This is a genomic window from Pseudomonas asiatica (assembly GCF_040214835.1).
Classification (GTDB): Bacteria; Pseudomonadota; Gammaproteobacteria; order Pseudomonadales; family Pseudomonadaceae; genus Aquipseudomonas; species Aquipseudomonas putida_Z.
On the sequence record NZ_CP157874.1, the window covers coordinates 886,368 to 909,738 of the forward strand.

Consider the following 23,371-nt stretch of genomic DNA (forward strand, 5'->3'; position numbering starts at 1 on the left):
ACCCGCTAGTCTCGCAAGCATCCATACCGCCGTAGTCTTCCAACCAGAACGAGCCGGCCATGACAGATCTGTCCCGTACGCATGGATTCGCCAGCCAGGCCCTGGGCCTGCTGGACGGGCGTTTCTTCCGGCCGCCCTTGCCGGACGGCCATGTGCCGCGCCTGCGCCTTTGCCAGCGGCTGCAAGCCGGCCTCGGCGGGCGGCTGTTGCTGGTCAATGCCCCGGCGGGTTTCGGCAAAAGCTCCCTGGCCATCGAATTTTGCGAAGCGCTGCCCGAGCACTGGCGTAGCCTGTGGCTGGGCCTGAGCCAACGGGATGCCGACCCTGGCCGCTTCCTCGAACGCCTGCTCGAAGGCCTGCAGCAGTACTGTCCGGCGCTGGGCGGCCAGGCCATGGGCCTGCTGAAAATGCGCCAGCGCCACCAGCCGTTCGCCTTCGAGGAATGGCTCGACGGTCTGCTCGACGAGCTGGCGCTGTACCTGCAAGCCGATACGCCCTTGTTGCTGGTGCTGGACGACTATCACCTGGCCCAGGGGCCGGTGCTCGACCGTTGCCTGCAGTTCTTCCTCAATCACCTGCCCCCCGGCCTGGTGCTGCTGGTCACCAGCCGCCAGCGCCCGGACTGGCACCTGGCGCGCCTGCGCCTGTCGCGGCAATTGGTCGAGCTCAACGAACAGGACTTGCGCCTTACCGCCGAAGAGTCGCTGGCGGTGATCGGTCGCCAACCCACCGGGCTGCGTGGCCAGGCCCTGGACAACCTGATCCAGCGCAGCGACGGTTGGGTGGCCGGGTTGCGTTTCTGGCAACTGGCGGCCAGCGAGTCCGCAGATGAGCAGGCCTTGCCCCAGGCCTTGCACGGCGGCGAGGGCCTGATCCGCGACTATCTGCTGGAAGAAGTCATCGACATGCTGCCCGCCGATGTGCAGGCCTTCCTGTACGAAACGGCCTGCCAGGAGCGTTTCTGCGCCCCGTTGTGCGATGCCGTGCGCGGCCGCCACGACAGCGCCGCGATCCTGCGCTTCTTGCAGGCGCACCAGGTGTTCCTGGTGCCGCTGGACGAGCATGGCCACTGGTTCCGCTATCACCACCTGTTCTCCGACCTGCTGCGCAGCCGCCAGGCCAGCGAGCCGCTGGCCGGCCTGCAGTTGCGTGCCTGCCGCTGGTTCGAAAGCCAGGGCCTGCTGGACGAAGCGGTGGAGCAGGCGCTGCGGGCCGGTCACCTCGATGTCGCCGCCGACCTGGTGCAGAGCCTGTCCGAGGAGCAACTGCTGGCCGAACAGAACGTCGGCATGTTGCTGCGCTGGAAGATGGACCTGCCCGACAGCCTGCTGATCAGCACGCCGCGGCTGATCGTGCTGTACAGCTGGGCGTTGGGCCTGGCGTGCCAGCTGGACGCGGCCGAGGAGCTGGCGGGTTATCTCAGCCGCTTCCTGCCCGCGCCCTCGGCGACCGCGCAAAAGTCCATGCTGGCCCAGTGGCTGGCGCTGAGTGGTGTGATCGCCCGTGGCCGTGGCGACCGCGAGCGCACCCTGGCCTATTGCGGCGAAGCGCTGCAGAGCCTGCCGAGCAAGCGTTATGGCCAACGCCTGGTGTGCCTGTCGACGCTGTCCAACCTGGCGATTGCCGATGGCGATTTCTGGCGGGCCCGCGGCTGGAACCGTGAGGCCCTGGAGCTGGCCCAGCGCGTTGGCAACCCATTGTTCGAGGCCCTGGCCCATTACGACCGGGCGCGGGTGCTGCATGCCCGTGGCGAGGTGTTGCGCGCACTGGACGAAGTGCGCGAGGGGCTGCAACGCCTGCAAGGGCTGTCGGCACAGCGGCTGTATGCCGTGCGCGCCCGCCTGACGCTTTACGAAGGCTACCTGCTGGTATCGCGCCTGCAGCCGTCCCAGGGCCGTGCACGCTTGCGTGCGGGGCTGGGCGAGGCGCGGGCCTGTCGCGATATCAGCGTGCTCATCGGCCACTGCGTGATCGCTACGCTCGATGGCCGGGAAGGGCACTTTGCCGAGGCTTTTGCCGAACTGGCCGAGGCCGAGCGGCTGATGCACATCTGGGATGTGCCGCCGGTCTACTACCTGGCCATGATCACCCTGGTCAAATGCGAGTTGTGGCTGGCACAGGGGCGCATCGACCTGGCCGAGTCCTGGCTGCTGCGCCTGGGCCAGACCTATGGTGGCGAGCAACCGGCGGCGGCCCCGGAGTTCCACCCGTTGCTGCCGTTGCACATCGCCTTGCAGCAGGCATCGCTCGAACGTATCCAGTCGCGTAGCGACGACGCGGCGCAACGCCTGGCCAGCCTGGTCGAGCGCGGCCAGGCTAGTGGCGGCATGATGCTCAGCGTCAGTGCCCTGTGCCAGTGGCTTGGCTTGTTGCTGGGCGAAGGCCGGGAAGAGCAGGCCGCCCAGTTGTTGCCACGGTTGCTGGAGGCAGCCCAAGGCGGCGTGCTGCAACCGTTCCAGCCTTTGCTGGAGCAGCACCCGCAGTGGCTTTTCGAACAGCTGCAGGCAGTTGCCGCCTGCTCGGTGCAGGGCGAACTGCTCAAGCGCCTGCCACCGCTGCCGAGCGTCAGCACCGGCAGCGGCGAAGCCCTGAGTAGCCGCGAGCTGGCCGTGCTCGAGCTGATTGCCCAAGGCTGTTCCAACCAGCAGATCAGCGAGCGGCTGTTCATTTCCCTGCACACGGTGAAAACCCACGCCAGCCATATCAACAGCAAGCTGGGGGTGGAGCGGCGTACCCAGGCGGTGGCCAAGGCCAAGTCCCTGGGAATGCTGGCGTGAAATAGCCCTGCAGAGCCTTGTTCGCTAAAGTGATGGCGCCAGGCCATCGTTCGTGGCCGCCAACGCTCTACCCTCATCTTTCCCGACCAGCTGCCGATACAGCTATCGGTGGCATCGCCTCGCGCGATTTTTCAATCATTCCAAGGCAGGTCGTGTTGATGCTGCAGTACGGGCAAAAGAGCTTTCTGATCGTCGACGACTTTACCGACTTTCGCACGTCGACCCGTTCCATGCTGCGCGAGCTGGGCGTACGTGACGTGGACACCGCCGACAGCGGCGAGCAGGCGCTGCGCATGTGCGCGCAAAAGCGCTATGACGTCATCCTGCAGGACTTCCACCTGGGCGACGGCAAGAAGAACGGCCAGCAGGTGCTCGAAGACCTGATCCTCGACAAGCACATCAGCCATGAGTGCATATTCATCATGGTCACGGCCGAGAGCAGCCAGGCCATTGTCCTCAGCGCCATCGAGCACGAGCCTGATGCCTACCTGACCAAGCCGTTCAACCGGGTTGGCCTGGCCCAGCGCGTGGAGAAGCTGTACCAGCGCAAGACCTTGCTCAAGCCGATCCTGCAGGCCCTGGACCGCAATCGCCCGGCCGAAGTGCTGGCGGCCTGCGCCGAGCTGTGCAAGCGCGACCCACGCCTGGCCCCGCTGTGCCTGCGCTATCGGGCCGATGCCTTGCGCAACCTCAACCGTTTCGAGGAGCTGGAAAAGTTCCTCAAGGCCATCCTGGCCAGCCGCCCGCAGCCGTGGGTGTACTCGGCGCTGGGCAGCCTGATGCACAAGCGCGGCCAGAATGCCCAGGCCCAGGGCGTGTACGAGCAGGCGCTCAAGGCCTTCCCGATCATGCCAGGCCTGTACGATGGCATGGCCGAGGTGCTGGTGGCCCAAGGCGAAACCAGGCGTGCGCAGAACATGCTTGAAGAAGCCGTGCGCCTGTCGCCGCTGTCGGTGCGCCGGCAGTCGACGCTGGGCAAGCTGGCGTTGGAAAACGAAGACTTCGAGAGTGCTTCGAAAGCGTTCCGCCATGCGGTGAACCAGGGCCAGAGCTCACGCTACAAGGACCCCGAGAACAACCTGGGGCTGGTGCAGGCGCTGATGAGCAGGAATGCCGGCTTTGGCCTGGATGCGCGCACCCGGGTCGAGATCAACAGCACGCTCAGCGAAGTAGCCAAGGAAAACCCCGAGGACCAGGGCCTGCAGGTGCGTGCCCGCATGATGAAGGCCGCCAGCCTGCAGCAGGCCGGCGACCCTGAAACGGCTGCCAAGCTGACCGAACAGGCGATCCAGCGCCTGGACAAGATGAACCAGTTCTTTTCGGTCGATTCGGCCCTGACCGTTGCCGCGCAGTTGCAGGCCATGGGGCAGGAAGCCGCCGCCATCGGCGTGCTGAGGAGCTGTGTGGAAAGTTATGGCGACGACCCCAAGGTCATGGAGAGGGTCGGCAAGCTGACGGACGACCCCAGCGTGCTCAACGCCATTACCGAAGCGGTCACCCTCAATCGCCAGGGTGTGCGCAGTTACCAGGGTGGGCAGCTCGGCGAGGCGTTGCAGCTGTTCCGCAAGGCGCTGGGTTTGCAGCCGAAGAACATCAGCATCGCCCTCAACACTGCCCAGGCGCTGCTGCGCATCGGCGGAGACAGCCCTCAGCCCGCGATCATGCAGGAGTGCCGCGACGCCCTGACCAGCGTGGCCGGCATCCCCGCCAGCGACAACCGCTACGACCGCTACCGCAAACTGCACATCCGAGTGTTCGGCGCATGAATCAAGACAACCAGGGGCTGGATTTTTCCACGGTGATCGCCTCCACCGTGCACGACCTGAAGAATTCCCTGTCGGCGCTGATCCAGTCCCACAACCAGTGGATGCAGCGCTTGCCCGAGGAACTGCGCGGTGGTGCCGAGCAGGGGGTGATGGAGCATGAGTTTCGCCACCTCAATGGCATGCTGGTGCAGTTGCTGGGGTTGTACAAACTGGGCGTGAACCAGTTGCCGGTGTGCCCGGACTACCACGAACTGGACGACTTCATCGAAGCCCAGTTGGCCGCGCACGAGGAAGTGCTCAAGCACAAGGACATCCTTGCCACCTGGCGCATCGACACCGACAACCCGCTGGGCTTCTTCGACCGCGAGCTGGTGGCCTCGGTGATCGCCAACGTGATCACCAACGCCACCCGCTTTGCCGCGCATGCCTTGTTGATCACCATCGAAGAGGCAGACAACCAGCTGGCCATCTGCGTCAACGATGACGGCCCGGGTTATCCACAGCGCATGCTCGAACGCCAGGAAGAATTCATCCAGGGTATCGACTCGACCAGTGGCAGTACCGGCCTGGGCCTGTATTTTGCGGCGCGGATCGCGGCACTGCATGAAAGCGGCGGGGTGCGCGGGCGGATCGAGATCTCCAATGGCGGGGCGCTTGGGGGTGGGTTGTTCAGGTTGTTCTTGCCTTGAAACTGACAACGATTGCGTTTCAAATTTTTGCATGTGGAAAGTAGGTTCCCAAGTTGATGTAGGGCATTTCCTTCTTGAGGTTGCAGGGCTTTTGTCCATACCGGGCAAATGACAGTGTAGATACGACGTCTCTACATTTCGCTTGCAATCATTTGGAGGGTTTCTACTATGTATCTACCTTGGGAGATACTCATGCAGATCAAGATTCAACAGTGGGGTAACAGCGCCGCGATTCGCTTGCCGGCTGCAGTGCTCAAACAGATGCGTCTCGGTGTCGGCTCTACCTTGAGCCTGGACACCGCGGGTGAGACCATGGTGCTCAAACCCGTCAGGTCGAAACCCAAATACACCCTTGAAGAGCTGATGGCCCAGTGCGATCTGGATGCACCGGAGCCAGAGGACATGGCCGACTGGAACGCGATGCCACCAGTAGGGCGTGAAGTGTGAAACGGGTGAAGTTCGCCAGGGGCGATATCGTTCGCGTCAATCTCGATCCGACTGTTGGACGGGAGCAGCAGGGGGCCGGGCGACCTGCGCTGGTGCTCACTCCAGCTGCGTTCAATGCGTCAGGCCTGGCTGTGGTAGTGCCGATCACTCAAGGTGGCGATTTTGCCAGGCATGCGGGTTTCGCCGTCACGCTCAGCGGTGCGGGTACGCAGACTCAGGGCGTGATGCTCTGCAATCAGGTGCGCACAGTCGACCTTGAAGCCAGATTTGCCAAACGCATAGAGTCGGTACCCGAGGTCGTCATCCTTGATGCACTGGCTCGCGTACAGACCCTCTTCGATTAACCGGTTCCCGTATTCCCTATGCAGAATCCATCGTCAGCGCTCATCCGCGAAACCTTCCCCGTAGGCCCCCTGCAATGCAACTGCACCCTGATCGGCGACCCGCTTACCAAAAAGGCCATCGTCGTCGACCCGGGCGGTGACCCGGACAAGATCCTTGCCCGCCTGCAGGCCCACGGGCTGACGCTGGTGAGCATCATCCACACTCACGCTCACTTCGATCACTTCCTTGCCTCGGGCAAGCTCAAGGAACTGACCGGCGCAACGCTGCACCTGCACAAGGACGACCAGGCGCTGTGGGACAACCTGGAAATGCAGTGCCAGATGTTCGGCGTGCCCTACACCCCGGTACCTGCGCCAGACCGCTGGCTGGGGGATGACGAGGAGCTGGCCTGCGGTTGTGGCGTGGCCCTGCATACGCCAGGCCACACGCCGGGCTCGATGAGCTTCTGGTTTGCCGACGCCAAGCTGCTGATCGCCGGCGATACCCTGTTCCGCCGTGGCATTGGCCGTACCGATTTGTGGGGTGGCGACCAGCGGGCCATCGTCCGTTCGATCAAGGAGCGGCTGTACCGGCTGGACGAGGAGGCCGTCGTGGTGACCGGCCACGGGCCTGATACCCGCCTGGGCGACGAAATGCGCGAAAACCCCTTCGTGCGTGCCTGATGGCACATGAAGGCACTTTCATGGAATTTTTCGTTGCCGTTGCAATCCAAGGCTGGCATAGATCCCTTTATGATCTGCCGCATTCATGAATTCAGTAGGAGCTTGTCCATGTTCACCATGCGTCGTCTGATTATCGTCGCAACCGCCGCTGCCCTGATGACCGGCTGTGCCGGGCAGAACCCTTATGACAGCCAAGGGCAGGCGCAGGGCTCCACAGGGATGAGCAAGACCGCCAAGTACGGCGGCCTGGGCGCGCTGGCCGGTGCTATCGCCGGTGCCGCCATCGACCACAACAACCGTGGCAAGGGTGCACTGATCGGTGCCGCCGCCGTAGGTGCCGCCGCAGCCGGTTATGGCTACTACGCCGACAAGCAGGAAGCCGAGCTGCGCGCGCAGATGGCCAACACCGGCGTGGAAGTGCAGCGCCAGGGTGACCAGATCAAGCTGATCATGCCGGGCAATATCACCTTCGCCACCGACTCGGCCAACATCGCGCCAAGCTTCTACTCGCCGCTGAACAACCTGGCCGGCTCGTTCAAGCAGTTCAACCAGAACACCATCGAAGTGGTCGGTTTCACCGACAGCACTGGCAGCCGCCAGCACAACATGGACCTGTCCCAGCGCCGTGCGCAGGCGGTCAGCACCTACCTGACCTCGCAGGGTGTGGATGCCTCGCGTATCACCGTACGTGGCATGGGCCCGGACCAGCCGATCGCCAGCAACGCCGACGCCAATGGCCGCGCGCAGAACCGCCGGGTGGAAGTGAACCTGAAGCCGATTCCGGGTCAGCAGTATGACCAGCAAGGTCAGGTTCAGCAGTATCCCTGATCGATCAGAGTGACCCTGTGGGAGCGGGTTCACCCGCGAACACCGGCGTAGCCGGTGCCAAACACCGCGTCGCATTCTTCGCGGGTGAACCCGCTCCCACAGGGGCTGCAAAGCAGCCCCAGCTTTTAGCCTGCCACGCTGGCCTGAATCGCCGTCAGGGCAATGGTATGCACGATATCGTCAACCTGAGCCCCGCGCGGCAAGTCGTTCACCGGCTTGCGCAACCCTTGCAGCATCGGCCCCAGGCTGACCCCGTCGGTGCTGCGTTGCACCGCCTTGTGGGTCGTGTTGCCGGTATTCAGGTCAGGGAACACGAATACCGTCGCCCGCCCGGCTACCGGGCTGCCCGGCGCCAGCTCCCGTGCAATCGCCGGGTTGGCCGCCGCGTCATACTGCAACGGCCCGTCGATCAGCAGCTCCTGCGCCGCGCCCTGTGCCAGGCGGGTCGCTTCGCGCACTTTCTCGACTTCCTCGTCGCTGGCCGAATCGCTTGAATAACTGATCATCGCCACCCGCGGCGCGATGCCGAAGGCCTGCGCCGATTCGGCACTCTGCCGGGCGATCTCGGCCAGTTCGACAGCACTCGGGTGCGGGTTCATCACGCAGTCGCCGTACACCAGCACCTGCTCGGGGAACAGCATGAAGAACACCGACGACACCAGGCTCGAACCCGGCGCGGTCTTGATCAGCTGCAGGGCCGGGCGGATGGTGTTGGCGGTGGAGTGCACCAGGCCCGAGACCAGGCCGTCCACTTCGTCCAGGGCCAGCATCATGGTACCGATCACCACCGGGTCTTCCAGTTGCTGCTCGGCCATTGGGGCATTGAGGTTCTTGCTCTTGCGCAGCTCGACCATCGGTTCCACATAGCGCCCGCGAATCACCTCGGGGTCCAGGATTTCCAGGCCCGGCGGCAAGGTAATGCCCTGGGCGCGCGCCACGGCATCGACATCCTCGGGCTTGGCCAGCAGCACGCAGCGGGCAATGCCGCGGGCCTGGCAGATGGCCGCTGCCTGCACCAGCAGCGGCTCGGCGCCTTCCGGCAGGACGATGCGCTTGTTGGCCTGCTGCGCCCGCTGGATCAGCTGGTAGCGGAACACTGCAGGCGACAGGCGCAGTTCGCGCGGGGTGCCGCAACGCTGGTGCAACCAGGCGGCGTCGAGGTGGCTGGCGACGAAGTCGGTGATGAATTCGGCGCGCTCGCGGTCGTCCACCGGGATTTCGCGGTTCAGCGAGTTGAGCTGGTTGGCGGTATCGTACGAGCCGGTACTGACCGACAGGATCGGCAGGCCGGCCTGCAGGGCGCCGCGGCACAAGCCCAGGATGCGTGGGTCTGGCTTGCCGTCACTGGTCAGCAGCAGGCCGGCCAGCGGTACGCCGTTGATCGCTGCCAGGCTGACGGCGAGGATGATGTCGTCGCGGTCACCCGGGGTCACCACCAGGGTACCCGAGGTAAGCAGCGGCACCGTGTTGGCCACGGTACGCGCGCAGATGATGATCTTGCTCATGCGCCGCTGCTCGTAGTCACCGGCATTGAGCACCTGGGCACCGAGCAGGTCGGCCACGTCACGGGTGCGCGGGGCGTTCAGTTCGGGCTGGTAGGGGATGCAGCCCAGCAGGCGGAAGTCGTTGCCGCGCAGCAGCGGCGAGTGTTCGCGCAGGCGGGTGGAAAAGTCCGCCATGCTTTCGTCGGTGCGCACCTTGTTGAGGATTACCCCGAGCACCTTCGGGTCGCGCGGGCCGCCGAACAGCTGGGCCTGTAGTTCGACCCGGCCGGACAACTCGCTGAGCACTTCGTTTTCCGGTGCAGATACCAGTATCACCTCGGCATCCAGACTCTTGGCCAGGTGCAGGTTGACCCGCGCCGCATAGCTGGCGTGGCGTGTGGGCACCATGCCCTCGACCACCACCACGTCGTTGCCGATGCAGGCTTGCTGGTACAGGCGGATGATTTCTTCGAGCAACTCGTCCAGCTGGCCATCGCCGAGCATGCGCTCGACATGGGCCAGGCTCAGCGGTACCGGGGGCTTGATGCCGTGGGTGCGGGCAACCAGCTCGGTGGAGCGTTCGGGGCCGGTGTCACCCGGGTGGGGCTGGGCGATCGGCTTGAAGAAGCCGACCTTCAGCCCGGCGCGCTCCAGGGTGCGCACCAGGCCCAGGCTGATGGAGGTCAGGCCGACACCGAAATCGGTCGGCGCAATGAAAAATGTCTGCATGCGTGCTTCTCGAAATAAGCGGTGCAAGAAATTAACGGCCAAGGGTAGCGCTATCGGCCCCTTGTGCGCACCAGCCGCAAGCGAAAGGCTGGCCGATACGCTGCGCGCGCTGGGCCGGGTCGAGCACCCAGGGGCGTGCCTGCCACGGCGGCTGGTGGCGCAGGTGCTGGGTGTGGCCGCAGGACAGTTCGGCCACCCAGTGGCCCTCTTCGTCCTGGTGGAAGCCGGTGATCCGACTGATGGGCCGTTGCTCGTCCGCAGTGCGTTCGCAATCGGGCGATGGCTTGGTTACACTTGTCCGCTCTACATACTTTTGCAAAAGGTCTTGCCCCATGCTGATCGCCGCCAACAAGGCTGTCTCCATCGACTATACCCTGACCAACGACGCCGGGGAGACCATCGACAGCTCCGCCGGCGGTGCGCCGCTGGTTTACCTGCACGGTGCCGGCAACATCATCCCGGGCCTGGAAAAAGCCCTGGAAGGCAAGCAGGCCGGTGACGAGCTGAACGTTTCCATCGAGCCGGAAGATGCCTACGGCGAATACCTGGCCGAGCTGGTCAGCACCCTGAACCGCAGCCTGTTCGAAGGTGTCGACGAGTTGGAAGTGGGCATGCAGTTCCACGCTTCGGCGCCGGATGGCCAGATGCAGATCGTCACCATCCGCGACATCGACGGCGACGACGTGACCGTCGACGGCAACCACCCGCTGGCCGGCCAGCGCCTGACCTTCCAGGTCAAGGTAGTCAACGTGCGTGATGCCAGCGACGAAGAAATCGCTCACCGCCACATCCACGGTGAAGGTGGCCATCACCACTGATTTTCTGCGCTAAGCTCAGAAAGTCGCCAGGCGCTCGGGCAAGCCGATTTGCCTTCCTACGGGAGGTGGACGGTTTGGACGAGCGCCTTTTTAGTGGGCGGAATTCACCTGCGCGGCAACCGGGAACCTGAGAGGGGATTCATCATGAGTGCATTTCACGACCTGAAACTGGACGCGTTGAACGGCGGGGAGCTGCCCCTCGCACCGTTCAAGGGCCAAGTGGTGCTGGTGGTCAACGTTGCCTCCAAGTGTGGTCTCACGCCGCAATACAAGGCCCTGGAGAACCTCTACCAGGTTTACAAGGACAAGGGCTTCAACGTGCTTGGCCTGCCGTGCAACCAGTTTGCCGGCCAGGAGCCTGGCAGCGAAAAGGAAATCCAGGAGTTTTGCAGCCTCAACTATGGGGTGAGCTTCCCGCTGGGTGGCAAGCTGGAGGTCAACGGGCCGCAGCGCCACTCGCTGTACCGCCTGCTGGCGGGTGAGGGTGCGGAGTTCCCGGGGGACATTACCTGGAACTTCGAGAAGTTCCTGGTGGGCAAGGACGGGCGGGTACTGGCGCGTTTTTCGCCGCGCACGGCACCGGATGATCCAGCGGTGGTACAGGCTATCGAGAAAGCCTTGGCCTGAAGCGCCTGACGCGGTTTCTCTGTAGGAGCGGCCTTGTGTCGCGATCGGGCCGCATAGCGGCCCCCGGATATCAGCATTGTCGCAACTATCGAGGGGCTGCTCTGCAGCCCGATCGCGACACAAGGCCGCTCCTACACAGATCGCGTAGCACCCAGCCTCGAAGCTGGTGAAGTCGCAGCCTGGTTCCGGGCTGCATGCAGATACCCCTCGAACTGCTCGACAATCGCCGGCCAGCCCTGGCGACTGGCATGCTTTCGCGCATTCAGGCGCACCCGGCGCAACGTCTCCTCTTCTTCCAGCAGCCAGCAGGCAGAGTCGATGAACGCCGCCTGGTCCCCCGGCATGGCCAGCGCACCGCTATGGCCATGGCGAATATGCTGCGCGGCGGCCGCCTCGTCATAGGCGACCACCGCCAACCCCGAGGCCATGGCTTCGAGCACCACATTGCCAAAGGTTTCGGTCAGGCTCGGAAACAGGAACAGGTCACCGCTGGCATAGTGTTCGGCCAGTAGCTCGCCTCGCTGGGCGCCGCAGAACACGGCATCCGGTACCTGCTGTTCGAGGGCGGCACGCTGTGGGCCGTCACCCACCATGATCAGGCGCAGGCGTTTGTGTGGATAAGTTTTCTGCAGGGCCTCCAGGCTTGGGCGCAGCAAACCCAGGTTCTTTTCTGCCGCCAGCCGCCCGACATGCAGCACGGCGATGTCGTCCGGGCCGAGCCCCCAGCTTTCCCGTAATGCGGGGCTGCGCCGGGCCGGGTTGAACAGGCAGGCATCGACCCCCCGGGCCAGTAGCTCCAGGCGTTCGAAACCGCGGCGTTCAAGCTCCAGGCGCTGACTTAGGCTGGGTACCAGGGTGGTCGCCGTGCGCCGATGGAACCAGCGCAGGTAGTTGGTGAGCAGGCGCGTCAGCAGGCCCAACCCGTACTGGCCGGAATACTGCGGGAAGTTGGTGTGGAAGCCGCTGACCACCGCTACCCCCAGGCGCCGGGCCGCGCGCAGTGCGCTGAGCCCAAGCGGCCCCTCGGTGGCGATGTACAGCACATCCGGGCGCTGCCGGCGCCAGCGGCGCAACAGCTTGTGCATCGACACCTCGCCCCATTGCAAGCCCGGGTAACCAGGCAGGGGCCAGCCACGGCACAGCACCAGGTTCGGGTCGTTGTGCAGTGGTGCTTCACCGGCCTGGCGCGGGCGCACCACTTCGATCTCATGGCCGCGTTGGCGCAACCCTTCGCTGAGCCGGCCAAGGGTATTGGCCACGCCGTTGATCTCGGGTGGGAAGGTTTCGCTGACCAGGGTAATGCGTAGGGCGGGTGTATTCATGACAAAAAGTGTCCGCCTGCTGGATTGCGCCAATGTGACTGCCATGTGACGTACAGATGACGCCTGATCGCTGACGCTTTTCGCCTTGTGAATTTTTCCTTGCAAGGGTGCTCAAGAGGGGGCACCGGCAGCCGATGAAGATGCATTCGACGATGCGCTCCAGGAGAGCGGTGATGTTCAACAACAAGCTCAAGCAAGAAATCCGGCAGTTGCGCGAAGACCTGATGTCCATCGAACAGGTCAAGAGTAGCCTCGACAGCGAGATGCTGGTACTGCAACTCGACCCCCAGGGGCGGATCGAGATGGTCAACGGCAACTTCGAGAGCGAGATGCTCTACCGTGCCGAACAATTGCTTGGGCGCAACATCGAGGACATCGTCCCCGCCCATGTGAAGACGCTGGATTTCTACCAGCGCATGAAAGGCGCGATCAGCCGCGGTGAACACCTGAACGGTGCATTCCGCCTGCTGCGCGGCAATGGCCAGGAGGCCTGGTTACGGTCGATCCTGCAGCCGGTCAAGAACAGCGAGGGGCGCATCAAGTATTTCACGCTGCACTCCAGCGACCTTACCCGCACCATCGAGACCTCCCGCGAGCACGAAAGCCTGATCAAGGCGCTGATGCGTTCCACCGCCGTGATCGAGTTCGATCTCGATGGCACCGTGCTCACCGCCAACGAACGCTTCCTGGGCACCGTCGGTTACCGCCTGGAGCAGATCCGTGGCAAGCATCACCGCATGTTCTGCGAGCCGGAGGAGGCCAACTCGGCCGGCTATCAGGCGTTCTGGGACAAGCTGCGCCGTGGCGAGTACGTTGCCGACCGCTTCAAACGTATCGACGCCCATGGCCGGGTGGTCTGGCTGGAGGCTTCGTACAACCCCATCTTCGATGCCCATGACGTGCTGTACAAGGTGGTCAAATTCGCCACCGTCATCACCGAGCAGGTCAACCAGGAGCAGGCGGTGGCCGAGGCGGCGGATGTTGCCTACAACACCTCGCTGGGTACCGATGCCAGCGCCCGCAAGGCCACCGATGTGGTCACCCAGAGCGTCAGCGTGATGCGCGGGCTGGAAGCTTCGATGCAAGAGGCGGCAGAGGGCATCCAGGCGCTGGATACCCAATCGCGGGTGATTGGTTCGATCATCAAGACCATCAGCGACATTGCCGGGCAGACCAACCTGCTGGCGCTGAACGCGGCCATCGAAGCGGCCCGCGCCGGCGAGCAGGGGCGGGGGTTTGCCGTGGTTGCCGATGAAGTGCGCCAGCTGGCCTCGCGCACCAGCACCGCCACCGAGGAAATCGCCCGGGTGGTGCAGCAGAACGAGCAACTGGCCCAGGCGGCAGTGGCGATCATCGACACCAGCAAGCGCCAGGCCGAGCAGGGGCTGGCGCTGGCGGACGAGACAGGGAGCGTGATTGTCGAGATCCAGGACGGGGCCAAGCGGGTGGTGGATGTGGTGGGGCAGTTTTCCAGCCGGTTGGGGCAGTAGGACCAGGATCAGACGCGGTCTGCTTCTTTGTGGGAGCGGCCTTGTGTCGCGAAAGGGCCGCAAAGCGGCCCCAGCAATTTGTGCATTAGTGCTGATATCCTGGGGCCGCTCTGCGGCCCTTTCGCGACACAAGGCCGCTCCCACAGGAGGCCGCGCAAGGTCCGAGAGGGATCAGTTCCGTTCCCGCACCCAGAACAACGTGGCCCCGGCCACCGCCGCCGGCATCATCAGCACGTTCACCAGCGGGATCATCAACGCCAGGTAGGTAATGCCGCCAAAGCCCAGGCTCTGCCAGCGTTTCTGGCGCAGCCAGGCGAGCATGTCCTGCCAGCTCATCTTGTTGTTGTCCGCCGGGTAGTCGATGTACTGGATAGCCATCATCCACACCCCGAAGATCAGCCAAAGCGGCGCCGCCACCACGTTGACCACCGGGATCAGCGACAGGATGAACAGGCCGATTGCCCGTGGCAGGAAGTAGCCCAGCTTGCGCATTTCACGGCCGAAGGTCCGTGGCACCATGGCCACCAGTTCGCCCCAGCTGAATGCCGGGAAGTTGTCCTGCCCACGCACCACCACCTCGACCTTTTCCGCCAGGAAACCATTGAAAGGCGCGGCAATGATGTTGGCTGCCAAGGTGAAGGTGAAGAACACCATCAGCACCAACAAGGCAACGAACAGCGGCCAGAGAATGTAGCTGAGGAAGCTCAACCAATCCGGCAGCGTCGGCATCAGGGCATCAAGCCAAAGGTCGAATTGATGCCCGGCGAAGTAGATCAGGCCGCCGAACAGCAGCAGGTTGACCGCCAGCGGCAGCAGCACGAACAACCGCAGGTTGGGGCTCAGCACCAGTTTCAGGCCTTCGCGCAGGTACTGGGGGCCAGAGAGGACAGGGGCTTGCATCGAGAGACTCCGCAGAGAAGGAAAACGCGCTGACCTTACCGAGTTTGCCGCGCCGACGAAAGGCGGGCAGCGGGTGGGAAACGGGCTGTAACAAAAGCAGCAGGGCTTGGCTATCGATGAAATCGCTGAATAGACGATGCCTATGAGGTGGATTGTCGAAGGATATTTCCTTAATCTTTGCGACCTCGCTACAGTGCGCTCAACTTTCCGCTTTCTGGGCCTGCGCGTTGTAGCCTTCCCCAAGTGCTGCGTGGGTCCTTTTTAATTTTCCTGCTGGCGCAGCCGGTGCACCGATGCCGGCCCTGCGGCCCGCTCGACAGGAGTTCGACATGTCTGAAGTACGTCATTCGCGCGTCATCATTCTCGGTTCCGGCCCTGCCGGTTACAGCGCCGCGGTGTATGCCGCCCGTGCCAACCTCAAGCCGCTGCTGATCACCGGCATGCAGGCCGGCGGCCAGCTGACCACCACCACCGAAGTCGACAACTGGCCGGGCGACCCCCATGGCCTGACCGGCCCGGCGCTGATGCAACGCATGCAGGAGCACGCCGAGCGTTTCGAAACCGAAATCGTCTTCGACCACATCAACGCTGTCGACCTGGCCAACAAGCCCTTCACCCTGCAGGGTGACAGCGGCAAGTACACCTGCGACGCGCTGATCATCGCCACTGGCGCCAGCGCCCGCTACCTGGGCCTGCCGTCGGAAGAAACCTTCATGGGCAAGGGTGTTTCGGCCTGCGCCACCTGCGACGGCTTCTTCTACCGCAACAAGCCGGTTGCCGTGGTGGGCGGCGGCAACACTGCCGTGGAAGAGGCACTGTACCTGGCCAACATCGCCAGCAAGGTGACCCTGGTGCACCGTCGCGATACCTTCCGCGCCGAGAAGATCCTGGTCGACAAGCTGCACGCCCGTGTGGCCGAAGGCAAGATCGAGCTCAAGCTCAACGCCACCCTGGACGAAGTGCTGGGTGACAACATGGGCGTGACCGGTGCGCGCCTGAAGAACAACGACGGCAGCAGTGACGAAATCAAGGTCGACGGCGTGTTCATCGCCATTGGCCACACCCCGAACACCTCGCTGTTCGAAGGCCAGCTGACCCTCAAGGACGGCTACCTGGTGGTCAACGGTGGCCGTGAAGGCAATGCCACCGCCACCAACGTCGAGGGCGTGTTCGCCGCCGGTGACGTGGCTGACCACGTTTACCGCCAGGCCATTACCTCGGCCGGTGCGGGCTGCATGGCGGCGCTGGATGTCGAGCGTTACCTGGACGGGCTGGCCAACGCTTCGTTCTGATTCTGAATCGCCGGGGCTGCTGCGCAGCCCATCGCGACACAAGGCCGCTCCTACAGGGATATGCGATCCCTGTAGGAGCGGCCTTGTGTCGCGATAGGGGCGCAAAGCGCCCCCAATGAAAAAACCGGCCCTGAGGCCGGTTTTTTCATGCCTGCAATCAGCTCACAGGCTCAACCGCATCGACAGGTCCACCGCCTTCACATCCTTGGTCATGGCACCAATCGAGATGTAGTCCACCCCAGTCTCGGCAATCACCCGCAAGGTCGTCTCGTTGACCCCGCCACTGGCTTCCAGCTTGGCCTTGCCCGCGGTAATGCGCACTGCTTCGCGCATCTCTTCCAGGTTCAGCTCGTCGAGCATGATGATGTCGGCACCTGCGGCCAGTGCCTGGCGCAGTTCGTCCAGGCTTTCCACTTCGATTTCCACCGGCTTGCCTGGCGCAATGCGATGCGCCGCCGCCACGGCCGCGGCCACGCCGCCGCTGGCGGCGATGTGGTTTTCCTTGATCAGGAAGGCGTCGTACAGGCCGATGCGGTGGTTGTCGCAACCGCCGCAAGTCACTGCATACTTTTGCGCCAGGCGCAGGCCCGGCAGGGTCTTGCGGGTGTCCAGCAGGCGCACCTGGGTACCTTCCACCAGGTCGGCCAGGAAGCGCGCACGGGTGGCGACCCCCGACAGCATCTGCAGGAAGTTCAGTGCACTGCGCTCACCACTGAGCAGCGAACGCGCGGGGCCCTCCAGATGGAACAGCGGCTGGTTGGCCGTGGCGCGCTCGCCATCGGCCACCTGCCAGTGCACGGCCACGCGCGGGTCGAGTTGGCGGAACACGGCATCGACCCAGGCGGTGCCTGCGATAATGCAGTCTTCGCGGGTGATGATGGTCGCCTTGGCCAGGCGCTCCGCCGGGATCAGCTGCGCTGTGATATCGCCACTGCCGATGTCCTCCAACAGCGCACGGCGCACGTTGGCTTCGATTTCAGCGGTCAGGTCGGCAAGGCGTAGGTTCGGCATGGTCGGCTCCACAAGCTAGATGCCGGCGATTATAGGGCAGGGGGCCGGTGTGTACAGTCGCCTTGGCGATGACCTTTGGTCGGCCGGTGTGAGCAGGCGGGGTAAATCAGGGTCATTAGCCAGCTAGTGAAACGGCGCTGGCAGCTGTGTGGATTTTTACCGATAATGGTGACCAGTATTTGGCGTCATGACTTTGACGATCTTCAGCCCCTTCGGGCGAGACACCCTGCAAGGAGTACAGGATGCAAAAAGAAGGCAAGGTGGTGCCCTTGGCGGCAGCCATCGATCGAGGCGGGCGTACGCCTCTGCCTTGCCTTCCGGTATTGCTCCTGCAGGTGCGCGACAAGGCCGCCTTGCAGTTGCGTCAGGGCCTGCAGGGCTTGTTCGACAATGCTGACGACACCCTCTTCGAGATGGCCGACAAGGCCTTGGACCGCGGCGACCAGAACCTGTACTTCGAGGCCATGCGCGACCTGCGCCTGAAGCGCAAGAGCATCGAGCGCGGTTTTCTCGACACGTTCTATGATGCCTTTGCCCGTATCGGCCAGGTTGACCTGCTGGCGCACATGGCCGAGCCGGGCAACCTGCGCAGCAAGGCCCACGTAGAACGGGCTGGCGCGATAGAAGGCATGGTCGCGCGCGTGCTGTCACGCGACGGTATTGCCCTGCAGCAACTGGGCCTGCGCTTGCAGGTACTGCTCGACCGCCCCCTGCACGAGCAGCACAACCCGCTGGGGCCCGCAGCGCTGTGCGGCTACTTCCTCGACGCTGGCCGCAACCTGGGGGTTGGCCTGCGGGTCAAGCTGGTCCTGCTCAAACTGTTCGAGCGCTATGTGTTGCGCGATGCCGACGTGATCTATAGCGAAGCCAACCAGTTGCTGGCCGCCGCCGGTGTACTGCCTGAATTGCCGTCGGCACCACGTCGGCGTGCCGAAGATCGGCGCATGAGCGCAGGTCGTGGGCCGGCGAACCTGGGTCACGAGGTGGGCTCGGACGCGGCAGGGCAGGCTTTCTTTGCCTCGTTGCAAACACTGCTGGCCCCGGTGCGTGGAAAGTTCGCGCCTCGTTTGCAGGCGGTGGCCGCCGCCCAGCCAATCAGCACCGCCGACCTGCTGCGCCTGCTTTCGCATTTGCAGCACTATGTGCCCGCTACCCACGAGGCCGACGATTTCGAACTTGGCCAACAGCTTGAACAATTGCTGTTGCGGGTCAGCGTGCGCAGCGGCACACGCCGGCGTATCGATGTTGCCGACGAGGACATGATCAACCTGGTTGGCCTGCTGTTCGCCTTCATCCAGGACGACGACAACTTGCCGGCCAGCCTGCGTGCGCTGATCGGGCGTTTGCACATTCCGCTGCTTAAAGTGGCCCTGTTGGACAAGGGGCTGCTCAGTCGTGCCAGCCACCCGGCCCGCCGGCTGCTCAACGAGATCGCTGGCGCGGCAATCGGCTGGGAATGCGGCGGCGACGGTATGCGTGACAGCCTGCACCTGCGGGTGGAGCGTATCGTCCAGCGCCTTCTCAATGATTTTGCCGAAGATACCAGCCTGTTCTCCGAACTGCTCGAAGACTTCCTCGCTTTTAACCAGGACGAGCGGCGGCGCAACGAGCTGCTCGAACAACGCACCCGCGACGCCGAAGAAGGGCGTGCACGAACACTGCAGGCCAGGCAGCAGGTGCAGCATGCTCTCAACCAACGGCTGCGCGGTAGGTTATTGCCGCAGGTGGTGGTACAGATGCTGGTGCAAGCCTGGAGCCAGGTACTGCTGCTGGCCTGGCTCAAGCAAGGTGAAGCATCCCAGGCCTGGCGGGATGCCTTGCAGACGATGGACACGCTGCTGGCCAGCATCACTCCGCCGCATGAGCCGCATGCCTTGCTGCAGCAGGTACCGGGCCTGCTCAAGGCACTGCGCGATGGCCTGGCCAGCGTGGCCCTGGACTCGGCAGCGACCCGCGAATTCTTCCTGCAACTGGAACAGCTGCACCTGCGTGCCTGCGCGGGTACCGCGATGCAGCCCGGCACTGAGGGCCAGCCCTTGAGCGAAGTGCTGGTGGCCGAGGACATCGTCCTGGCGATTGCCGAGGAACCCGCTTGTGCTCCGTCGCAGTTTGCCGACGGGCAGGCTGTGGCCGTGCGTCAGGTGCAGCGCCTGCGTATCGGTACCTGGGTAGAAGTGCTGGACGAGGACGAACCGCTGCGCTGCAAACTGGTGGCGCGCGTCGACAGTAGCGACCGGCTGGTATTCGCCAACCGCACCGGCATGAAAGTACGCGAATGGAACGGGGCCAGCCTGGCCCGGGCACTGCATCGAGGTGAGGTGCGGGTGCTGGATGACGGGCTTTTGTTCGAGCGGGCGCTTGAGGCGGTGCTCGACGGGCTGCGGCGGTAGGCACAACTGTCTTGCACATTATCTGCAAGCTGGCACGATCTCTGTGGGAGCGGGCGTGCCCGCGAAACAAGCGCCGCGGTGGATGGCACCGGCTGCGCCGGTGTTCGCGGGCACGCCCGCTCCCACAGCATTACAATGATTCACATGCAAACGCCGTTGGCCGCAGGGCATACTGTTGACCTGTTCACGGCGCTCTCAGGATCTGCCCCATGCAATTGGACCGTGCCACTGGCTGGTTCCACGGAATCGGAATCACCCATTGCCCCTCGCCGAACTTCAATGCTCGCCCCGAAGGCGAATCGATTTCCCTGCTGGTTATTCACAACATCAGCCTGCCGCCGGCCTGCTTCGGTACCGGCAAGGTCCAGCAATTCTTCCAGAACCGCCTGGACCCCAATGAGCACTCGTACTTCGCCAGCATCAACCACCTGACCGTATCGGCGCACCTGTTCGTCGAGCGTGACGGTGCGGTGACCCAGTTCGTGTCATTGCTCGACCGCGCCTGGCATGCTGGTGTGTCGTGCTTCGACGGGCGTGAAGGCTGTAACGATTTCTCCATCGGCATAGAACTGGAAGGCACCGACGACCTGCCCTATACCGATGCCCAGTACGCGGTGCTGGAGCAACTTACCCGGCACATCCGCGGTGCCTGGCCGGCCATCGGGCTGGACCGCATCCAGGGCCATAGCGATATTGCCCCGCAGCGCAAGACCGACCCCGGCCCGGCCTTCGACTGGCCGCGCTACCGAAAGGCGCTGCAGCAAAACGAGGAAAAGGCATGAGTTTTCTGGTGTTGTTGCTGGCGCTTTGGGTCGAGAAGTTCTCGGCCCTGCGCCATCAGGTGCAGCGCGATGGGTTCTTCCTTGGCGAACTGGTGCGCCTGGAGCGCAGCGGCAAGGTGCACCCATGGTGGACGCTGGCCATTCTGGTGTTGGCACCGGTAGCGCTGCTGGTTTTGCTGCTGCATGTTCTGGACCCGGTGGCGTATGGCTTGCTGGCGTTGCCGGTGCACCTGCTGGTGCTGATCTACAGCCTGGGCCGCGGCGATGCCAAGGCATCGATGGGGCCGTTCCGTGATGCCTGGCGGCGCGGTGATGACCAGGCCGCGCTGCACGTGGCCGAGCGCGACCTGGGTCTGGCGGCCGACGAGCCGCAAAGCCTGTTGGTGCAGGTGCAGGGCAACCTGCTGTGGCAGGTGTACCAGGGCTTTTTCGCGGTGATCTTCTGGTACTTCGTGCTGGGCCCGGGTGCAGCCCTGGCCTATCGCTTGCTGGCTCTGTGTGGCGAACACAGCAAGCAACCGACGTTGAAGGCCCGTGCCGAGCAGCTCAGGCATATCATGGACTGGCTGCCGGTACGGGTGCTGGCCTTGAGTTTCGCCCTGGTCGGCAACTTTCTCGCGGTTACCCGGGTAATGCTGCACGAGGTGCTCAACTGGCACATCAGCGCCGCCCACCTGGTTGCCAGGGTCGGGCGCATTGCCGATGACATTCCCGAACAAGAAGACAGCCAGCGCGGGCTGGGCCGGCTCGACAGCCTGTGGGAACTGCTGCTGCGCTGTGCGGTGCTGTGGTATGCCGGGTTTGCGCTGTGGACGGTGCTTGTCTGAACTGACACGCTGGCTTCTTCGCGGGCTTGCCCGCTCCCACAGGTACTGCGCCGGCCTCGAGATTTGAGCGGTCCCTGTAGGAGCGGGCAAGCCCGCGAAGAGGCCCACGCAGGTGCAGCACTTCAGCTACCAGCCAAACAACTCGCAAGCATTGCGGGTGCTGGCTTGAGCCAGTTCGCCAACTTCCACACCCATCACCTGCGCCAGCGCCCCGGCAATCTCCGGCAGGTGTTCCGGGCTGTTCCTTACCCCGGGGAACATAACCGGCGCCATGTCCGGCGCATCGGTCTCCAGCACCACGCTGTCCAGCGGCAACCGCGCCAGGGTCTTGCGCAGCCGTAGGGCCTGCGGCCAGGTACCCGCACCGCCAAGCCCAAGCCGGAAGCCCAGCTTGATGTACTCGCGGGCCTCTTCGTAACTGCCGGCAAACGCATGTATCACCCCCGCCCGCGCCGGCTTGTAGCGCTTGAGCGTAGCGATCACCTGGGCGTGACTACGACGCACGTGCAGCAGTGCGGGCAGTTCAAAGTCGCAGGCCATCTGCAGTTGCGCTTCGAACAGCGCCTGCTGGTGGGCCTTGTCCAGGTCTTCGAGGTAATAGTCCAGGCCAAACTCGCCCACGGCACATAGCCGTGGGTCGCCGCGCAGGCGCTCCAGCCACTCGCGCAGCTGCGCCAGGTGCTCCGGGCGATGCTGGTCAAGGTAGACCGGATGCAGGCCGAGTGCGGCGAACAGGCGCTGATCAGCACAGGCCAGGTCCCATACCCGCTGGAAATTTGCCTGGTACACCCCCAGCACCACCATCCTCTCCACCCCGCGCGACGCCGCGTTGGCCAGCAGTTGTGGGCGGTCGGCGTCGAAGTCGGGGAAGTCCAGGTGGGTGTGGGTGTCGATCAGGCGCATGTTCAGGCCGCTGTAATACGTTGCTTGAACGTTCGACCGACGGCATGCACGCCAGGTTCGTAACGTTTGTCCTCGATCGCGGCCAGTGCCAGTTCCAGCGCGGTGGCGGCAATCAGGCCATGCTGCTGGGCCATGGCATTGACTGGCAGCGGCAGGAAGTCGAGCAACTGGTTGTCGCCAAAGGTACCCAGCTGCAGCTGGCGTGAGTCGGCAGTGCGCGCCTGCAGGGTGTCGAACACCCCTTGCAGCAGCACGTAGGAGGTCGTCACCAGGGCATCCGGCAGGCCGCCAAGGTCATCGATCAGTTGCTGCATCAGGCGCTGGCCGCACTCTCGGCTGAACGCTTCGCCCTGATAGCGGCGAACCTCGCCGGCATAGCCTTGCAGGGCTTCGTCGAAGCCACCGGCGCGTGCCTGGCTGACCGACAGCTCGGGGCGGGCGCCGATCAAGGCGATGCTGCGCGGGGCGGCGCTCAGCAAGCTGGCGGCCAGCTGGCGGCTGGCGTCGCGGTCGTCGCTGATCACTGAGCAGAAGTGCGCAGGGTCCAGGCGGCGGTCGATGGCGATTACCGGCAGGCCTTTGTCCTGCAGCTCGCGGTAGCTGTCGTCTTCTGGCGGCAGGCAGCTGGCGACGAACAGTGCATCGCAACGGCGGGCGCGGAACAGCTGTTGCAACTGGCGCTCGCTGTCGGGCTGGTCGTCGCTGCTGGCAATCAGCAACTGGTAGCCACGGGCGCGGGCACCTTGTTCGAGCTGCTTGGCGATGCGGGCGTAGCTGGGGTTCTCCAGATCCGGGAGAATGAAGCCCAGAGTGCGGGTATGCCGGCTGCGCAGGCCAGCGGCCTGCGGGTTGGGGGTGAAGCCGTGGGCCTCGACCACCGCGCGTACCCGCTCGACAGTGCTGTTGCTGATGCGCTGTTGTTCGGCCTTGCCATTGATGACGTAGCTGGCAGTGGTCACGGACACACCGGCCAGACGGGCGATATCGCTGAGTTTCACCGAATTTTCCTTGTTATTACCGGGGCTGGCTGTGAGCCCTGACCGGGTAGTTTGACCCGGCGAGGGCGCCACGCGCAGACGACCATTGTCGCAATTGTCCGACAGGATGGGGCTTTTTCCTCGGCAGATTATCGAGTAACGTGGCCGTCTGGTCAGATTAATCGTTTCAGCTGCCGAATTTTCTGCCTCGGCTGCCATCCGTGCAAGGCTGTTGAACTGGCCGTTCAAGTGAATTTCACAACAATACTCCAGTACCCGACCGGGAACTGCAAAAGGAGAAGGTC

Annotated in this window: 20 protein-coding genes and 2 pseudogenes; 15 read left to right on the forward strand and 7 right to left on the reverse strand. The window is 64.0% G+C overall.

The features are described from left to right. Positions 1-59 precede the first annotated feature (59 nt). The 7 genes from ABNP31_RS04085 (at position 60) to ABNP31_RS04115 (ending at position 7,514) form a co-directional block, all read left to right on the forward strand. Positions 60-2,777: a LuxR C-terminal-related transcriptional regulator gene (locus ABNP31_RS04085; protein WP_085665045.1), complete on the forward strand. Its 2,718-nt coding sequence runs from the start codon at positions 60-62 to the stop codon at positions 2,775-2,777. 158 nt (positions 2,778-2,935) lie between these two features. Beyond that, a complete protein-coding gene (locus ABNP31_RS04090) occupies positions 2,936-4,543 on the forward strand; it encodes a response regulator (protein WP_025337710.1) in 1,608 nt (535 codons plus the stop codon). After that, positions 4,540-5,232, forward strand: coding sequence for a sensor histidine kinase (locus ABNP31_RS04095; protein ID WP_025337711.1), 693 nt, complete (start codon positions 4,540-4,542; stop codon positions 5,230-5,232). The genes ABNP31_RS04090 and ABNP31_RS04095 overlap by 4 nt, the downstream gene beginning before the upstream one ends. A gap of 168 nt (positions 5,233-5,400) precedes the next feature. Further along, complete coding sequence (locus tag ABNP31_RS04100; protein ID WP_003259615.1) at positions 5,401-5,679, forward strand: AbrB/MazE/SpoVT family DNA-binding domain-containing protein; 279 nt, start codon at positions 5,401-5,403, stop codon at positions 5,677-5,679. Next, positions 5,676-6,023 (forward strand): type II toxin-antitoxin system ChpB family toxin, encoded by a 348-nt coding sequence (locus ABNP31_RS04105; protein ID WP_075043777.1) that lies wholly within the window; start codon positions 5,676-5,678, stop codon positions 6,021-6,023. The genes ABNP31_RS04100 and ABNP31_RS04105 overlap by 4 nt, the downstream gene beginning before the upstream one ends. A gap of 18 nt (positions 6,024-6,041) precedes the next feature. Beyond that, positions 6,042-6,686, forward strand: coding sequence for an MBL fold metallo-hydrolase (locus ABNP31_RS04110; protein WP_085665044.1), 645 nt, complete (start codon positions 6,042-6,044; stop codon positions 6,684-6,686). A gap of 108 nt (positions 6,687-6,794) precedes the next feature. After that, entirely contained in the window at positions 6,795-7,514 is a 720-nt protein-coding gene (locus ABNP31_RS04115) for an OmpA family protein (RefSeq protein WP_013970946.1), read from the forward strand. Between the two features lie 125 nt (positions 7,515-7,639). Here ABNP31_RS04115 and pta read toward each other — a convergent pair whose 3' ends face one another. Both pta and ABNP31_RS04125 read right to left on the reverse strand, forming a co-directional pair. After that, positions 7,640-9,727, reverse strand: coding sequence for a phosphate acetyltransferase (pta, locus tag ABNP31_RS04120; RefSeq protein ID WP_085617390.1), 2,088 nt, complete (start codon positions 9,725-9,727; stop codon positions 7,640-7,642). Between the two features lie 31 nt (positions 9,728-9,758). Continuing rightward, on the reverse strand, positions 9,759-10,061 hold the full coding sequence (locus ABNP31_RS04125; RefSeq protein WP_015268965.1) for a DUF3565 domain-containing protein: 303 nt from the start codon (positions 10,059-10,061) through the stop codon (positions 9,759-9,761). Between ABNP31_RS04125 and ABNP31_RS04130 the strand changes: the two genes are divergently transcribed. Together ABNP31_RS04130 and ABNP31_RS04135 are read left to right on the forward strand one after the other, a co-directional pair. After that, positions 10,060-10,545 carry an FKBP-type peptidyl-prolyl cis-trans isomerase gene (locus tag ABNP31_RS04130; protein WP_003259610.1) on the forward strand — a complete coding sequence of 162 codons (486 nt, stop codon included), beginning with the start codon at positions 10,060-10,062 and terminating at the stop codon, positions 10,543-10,545. The genes ABNP31_RS04125 and ABNP31_RS04130 overlap by 2 nt on opposite strands. A 144-nt stretch (positions 10,546-10,689) precedes the next feature. Further along, entirely contained in the window at positions 10,690-11,172 is a 483-nt protein-coding gene (locus tag ABNP31_RS04135; RefSeq protein WP_025337716.1) for a glutathione peroxidase, read from the forward strand. A gap of 131 nt (positions 11,173-11,303) precedes the next feature. On the opposite strand, the gene ABNP31_RS04140 is transcribed toward ABNP31_RS04135, so the two are convergent. Further along, a complete protein-coding gene (locus tag ABNP31_RS04140) occupies positions 11,304-12,494 on the reverse strand; it encodes a glycosyltransferase family 4 protein (protein ID WP_085665042.1) in 1,191 nt (396 codons plus the stop codon). A 302-nt stretch (positions 12,495-12,796) separates the two neighbouring features. Between ABNP31_RS04140 and ABNP31_RS26160 the strand changes: the two are divergent. Next, positions 12,797-13,396 (forward strand): annotated as a pseudogene (locus tag ABNP31_RS26160) (PAS domain-containing protein); the annotation flags it as partial. Between the two features lie 228 nt (positions 13,397-13,624). After that, a pseudogene (locus tag ABNP31_RS26165) lies at positions 13,625-13,984 on the forward strand (methyl-accepting chemotaxis protein); the annotation flags it as partial. 171 nt (positions 13,985-14,155) lie between these two features. Here the strand turns inward: ABNP31_RS26165 and cysZ are convergent. Beyond that, the gene (cysZ, locus tag ABNP31_RS04150) at positions 14,156-14,884 is read right to left on the reverse strand and encodes a sulfate transporter CysZ (protein ID WP_085665041.1); all 729 of its coding nucleotides are present in this window, start codon (positions 14,882-14,884) and stop codon (positions 14,156-14,158) included. Between the two features lie 329 nt (positions 14,885-15,213). Between cysZ and trxB the strand changes: the two genes are divergently transcribed. Beyond that, entirely contained in the window at positions 15,214-16,176 is a 963-nt protein-coding gene (trxB, locus tag ABNP31_RS04155) for a thioredoxin-disulfide reductase (protein WP_025337720.1), read from the forward strand. A 162-nt stretch (positions 16,177-16,338) separates the two neighbouring features. On the opposite strand, the gene nadC is transcribed toward trxB, so the two are convergent. Then, complete coding sequence (gene nadC / locus ABNP31_RS04160; RefSeq protein ID WP_085665040.1) at positions 16,339-17,187, reverse strand: carboxylating nicotinate-nucleotide diphosphorylase; 849 nt, start codon at positions 17,185-17,187, stop codon at positions 16,339-16,341. Positions 17,188-17,429: 242 nt separating this feature from the next. Here nadC and ABNP31_RS04165 point away from each other — a divergent pair, with 242 nt between their 5' ends. The 3 genes from ABNP31_RS04165 to ampE all read left to right on the forward strand — a co-directional run bounded on the left by ABNP31_RS04165 (position 17,430) and on the right by ampE (position 21,186). Further along, positions 17,430-19,577, forward strand: coding sequence for a DUF1631 domain-containing protein (locus ABNP31_RS04165; RefSeq protein ID WP_350013028.1), 2,148 nt, complete (start codon positions 17,430-17,432; stop codon positions 19,575-19,577). A gap of 209 nt (positions 19,578-19,786) precedes the next feature. Beyond that, entirely contained in the window at positions 19,787-20,359 is a 573-nt protein-coding gene (ampD, locus tag ABNP31_RS04170; protein ID WP_096009897.1) for a 1,6-anhydro-N-acetylmuramyl-L-alanine amidase AmpD, read from the forward strand. Then, positions 20,356-21,186, forward strand: coding sequence for a regulatory signaling modulator protein AmpE (ampE, locus tag ABNP31_RS04175; RefSeq protein WP_096009898.1), 831 nt, complete (start codon positions 20,356-20,358; stop codon positions 21,184-21,186). The genes ampD and ampE overlap by 4 nt, the downstream gene beginning before the upstream one ends. Before the next feature lie 126 nt (positions 21,187-21,312). Here the strand turns inward: ampE and ABNP31_RS04180 are convergent, their stop codons facing one another. Together ABNP31_RS04180 and cra are read right to left on the reverse strand one after the other, a co-directional pair. Continuing rightward, positions 21,313-22,089 (reverse strand): TatD family hydrolase, encoded by a 777-nt coding sequence (locus ABNP31_RS04180; protein ID WP_350013029.1) that lies wholly within the window; start codon positions 22,087-22,089, stop codon positions 21,313-21,315. Positions 22,090-22,091: 2 nt separating this feature from the next. After that, positions 22,092-23,087: a catabolite repressor/activator gene (gene cra, locus ABNP31_RS04185; RefSeq protein ID WP_004376064.1), complete on the reverse strand. Its 996-nt coding sequence runs from the start codon at positions 23,085-23,087 to the stop codon at positions 22,092-22,094. Positions 23,088-23,371: the final 284 nt, after the last annotated feature.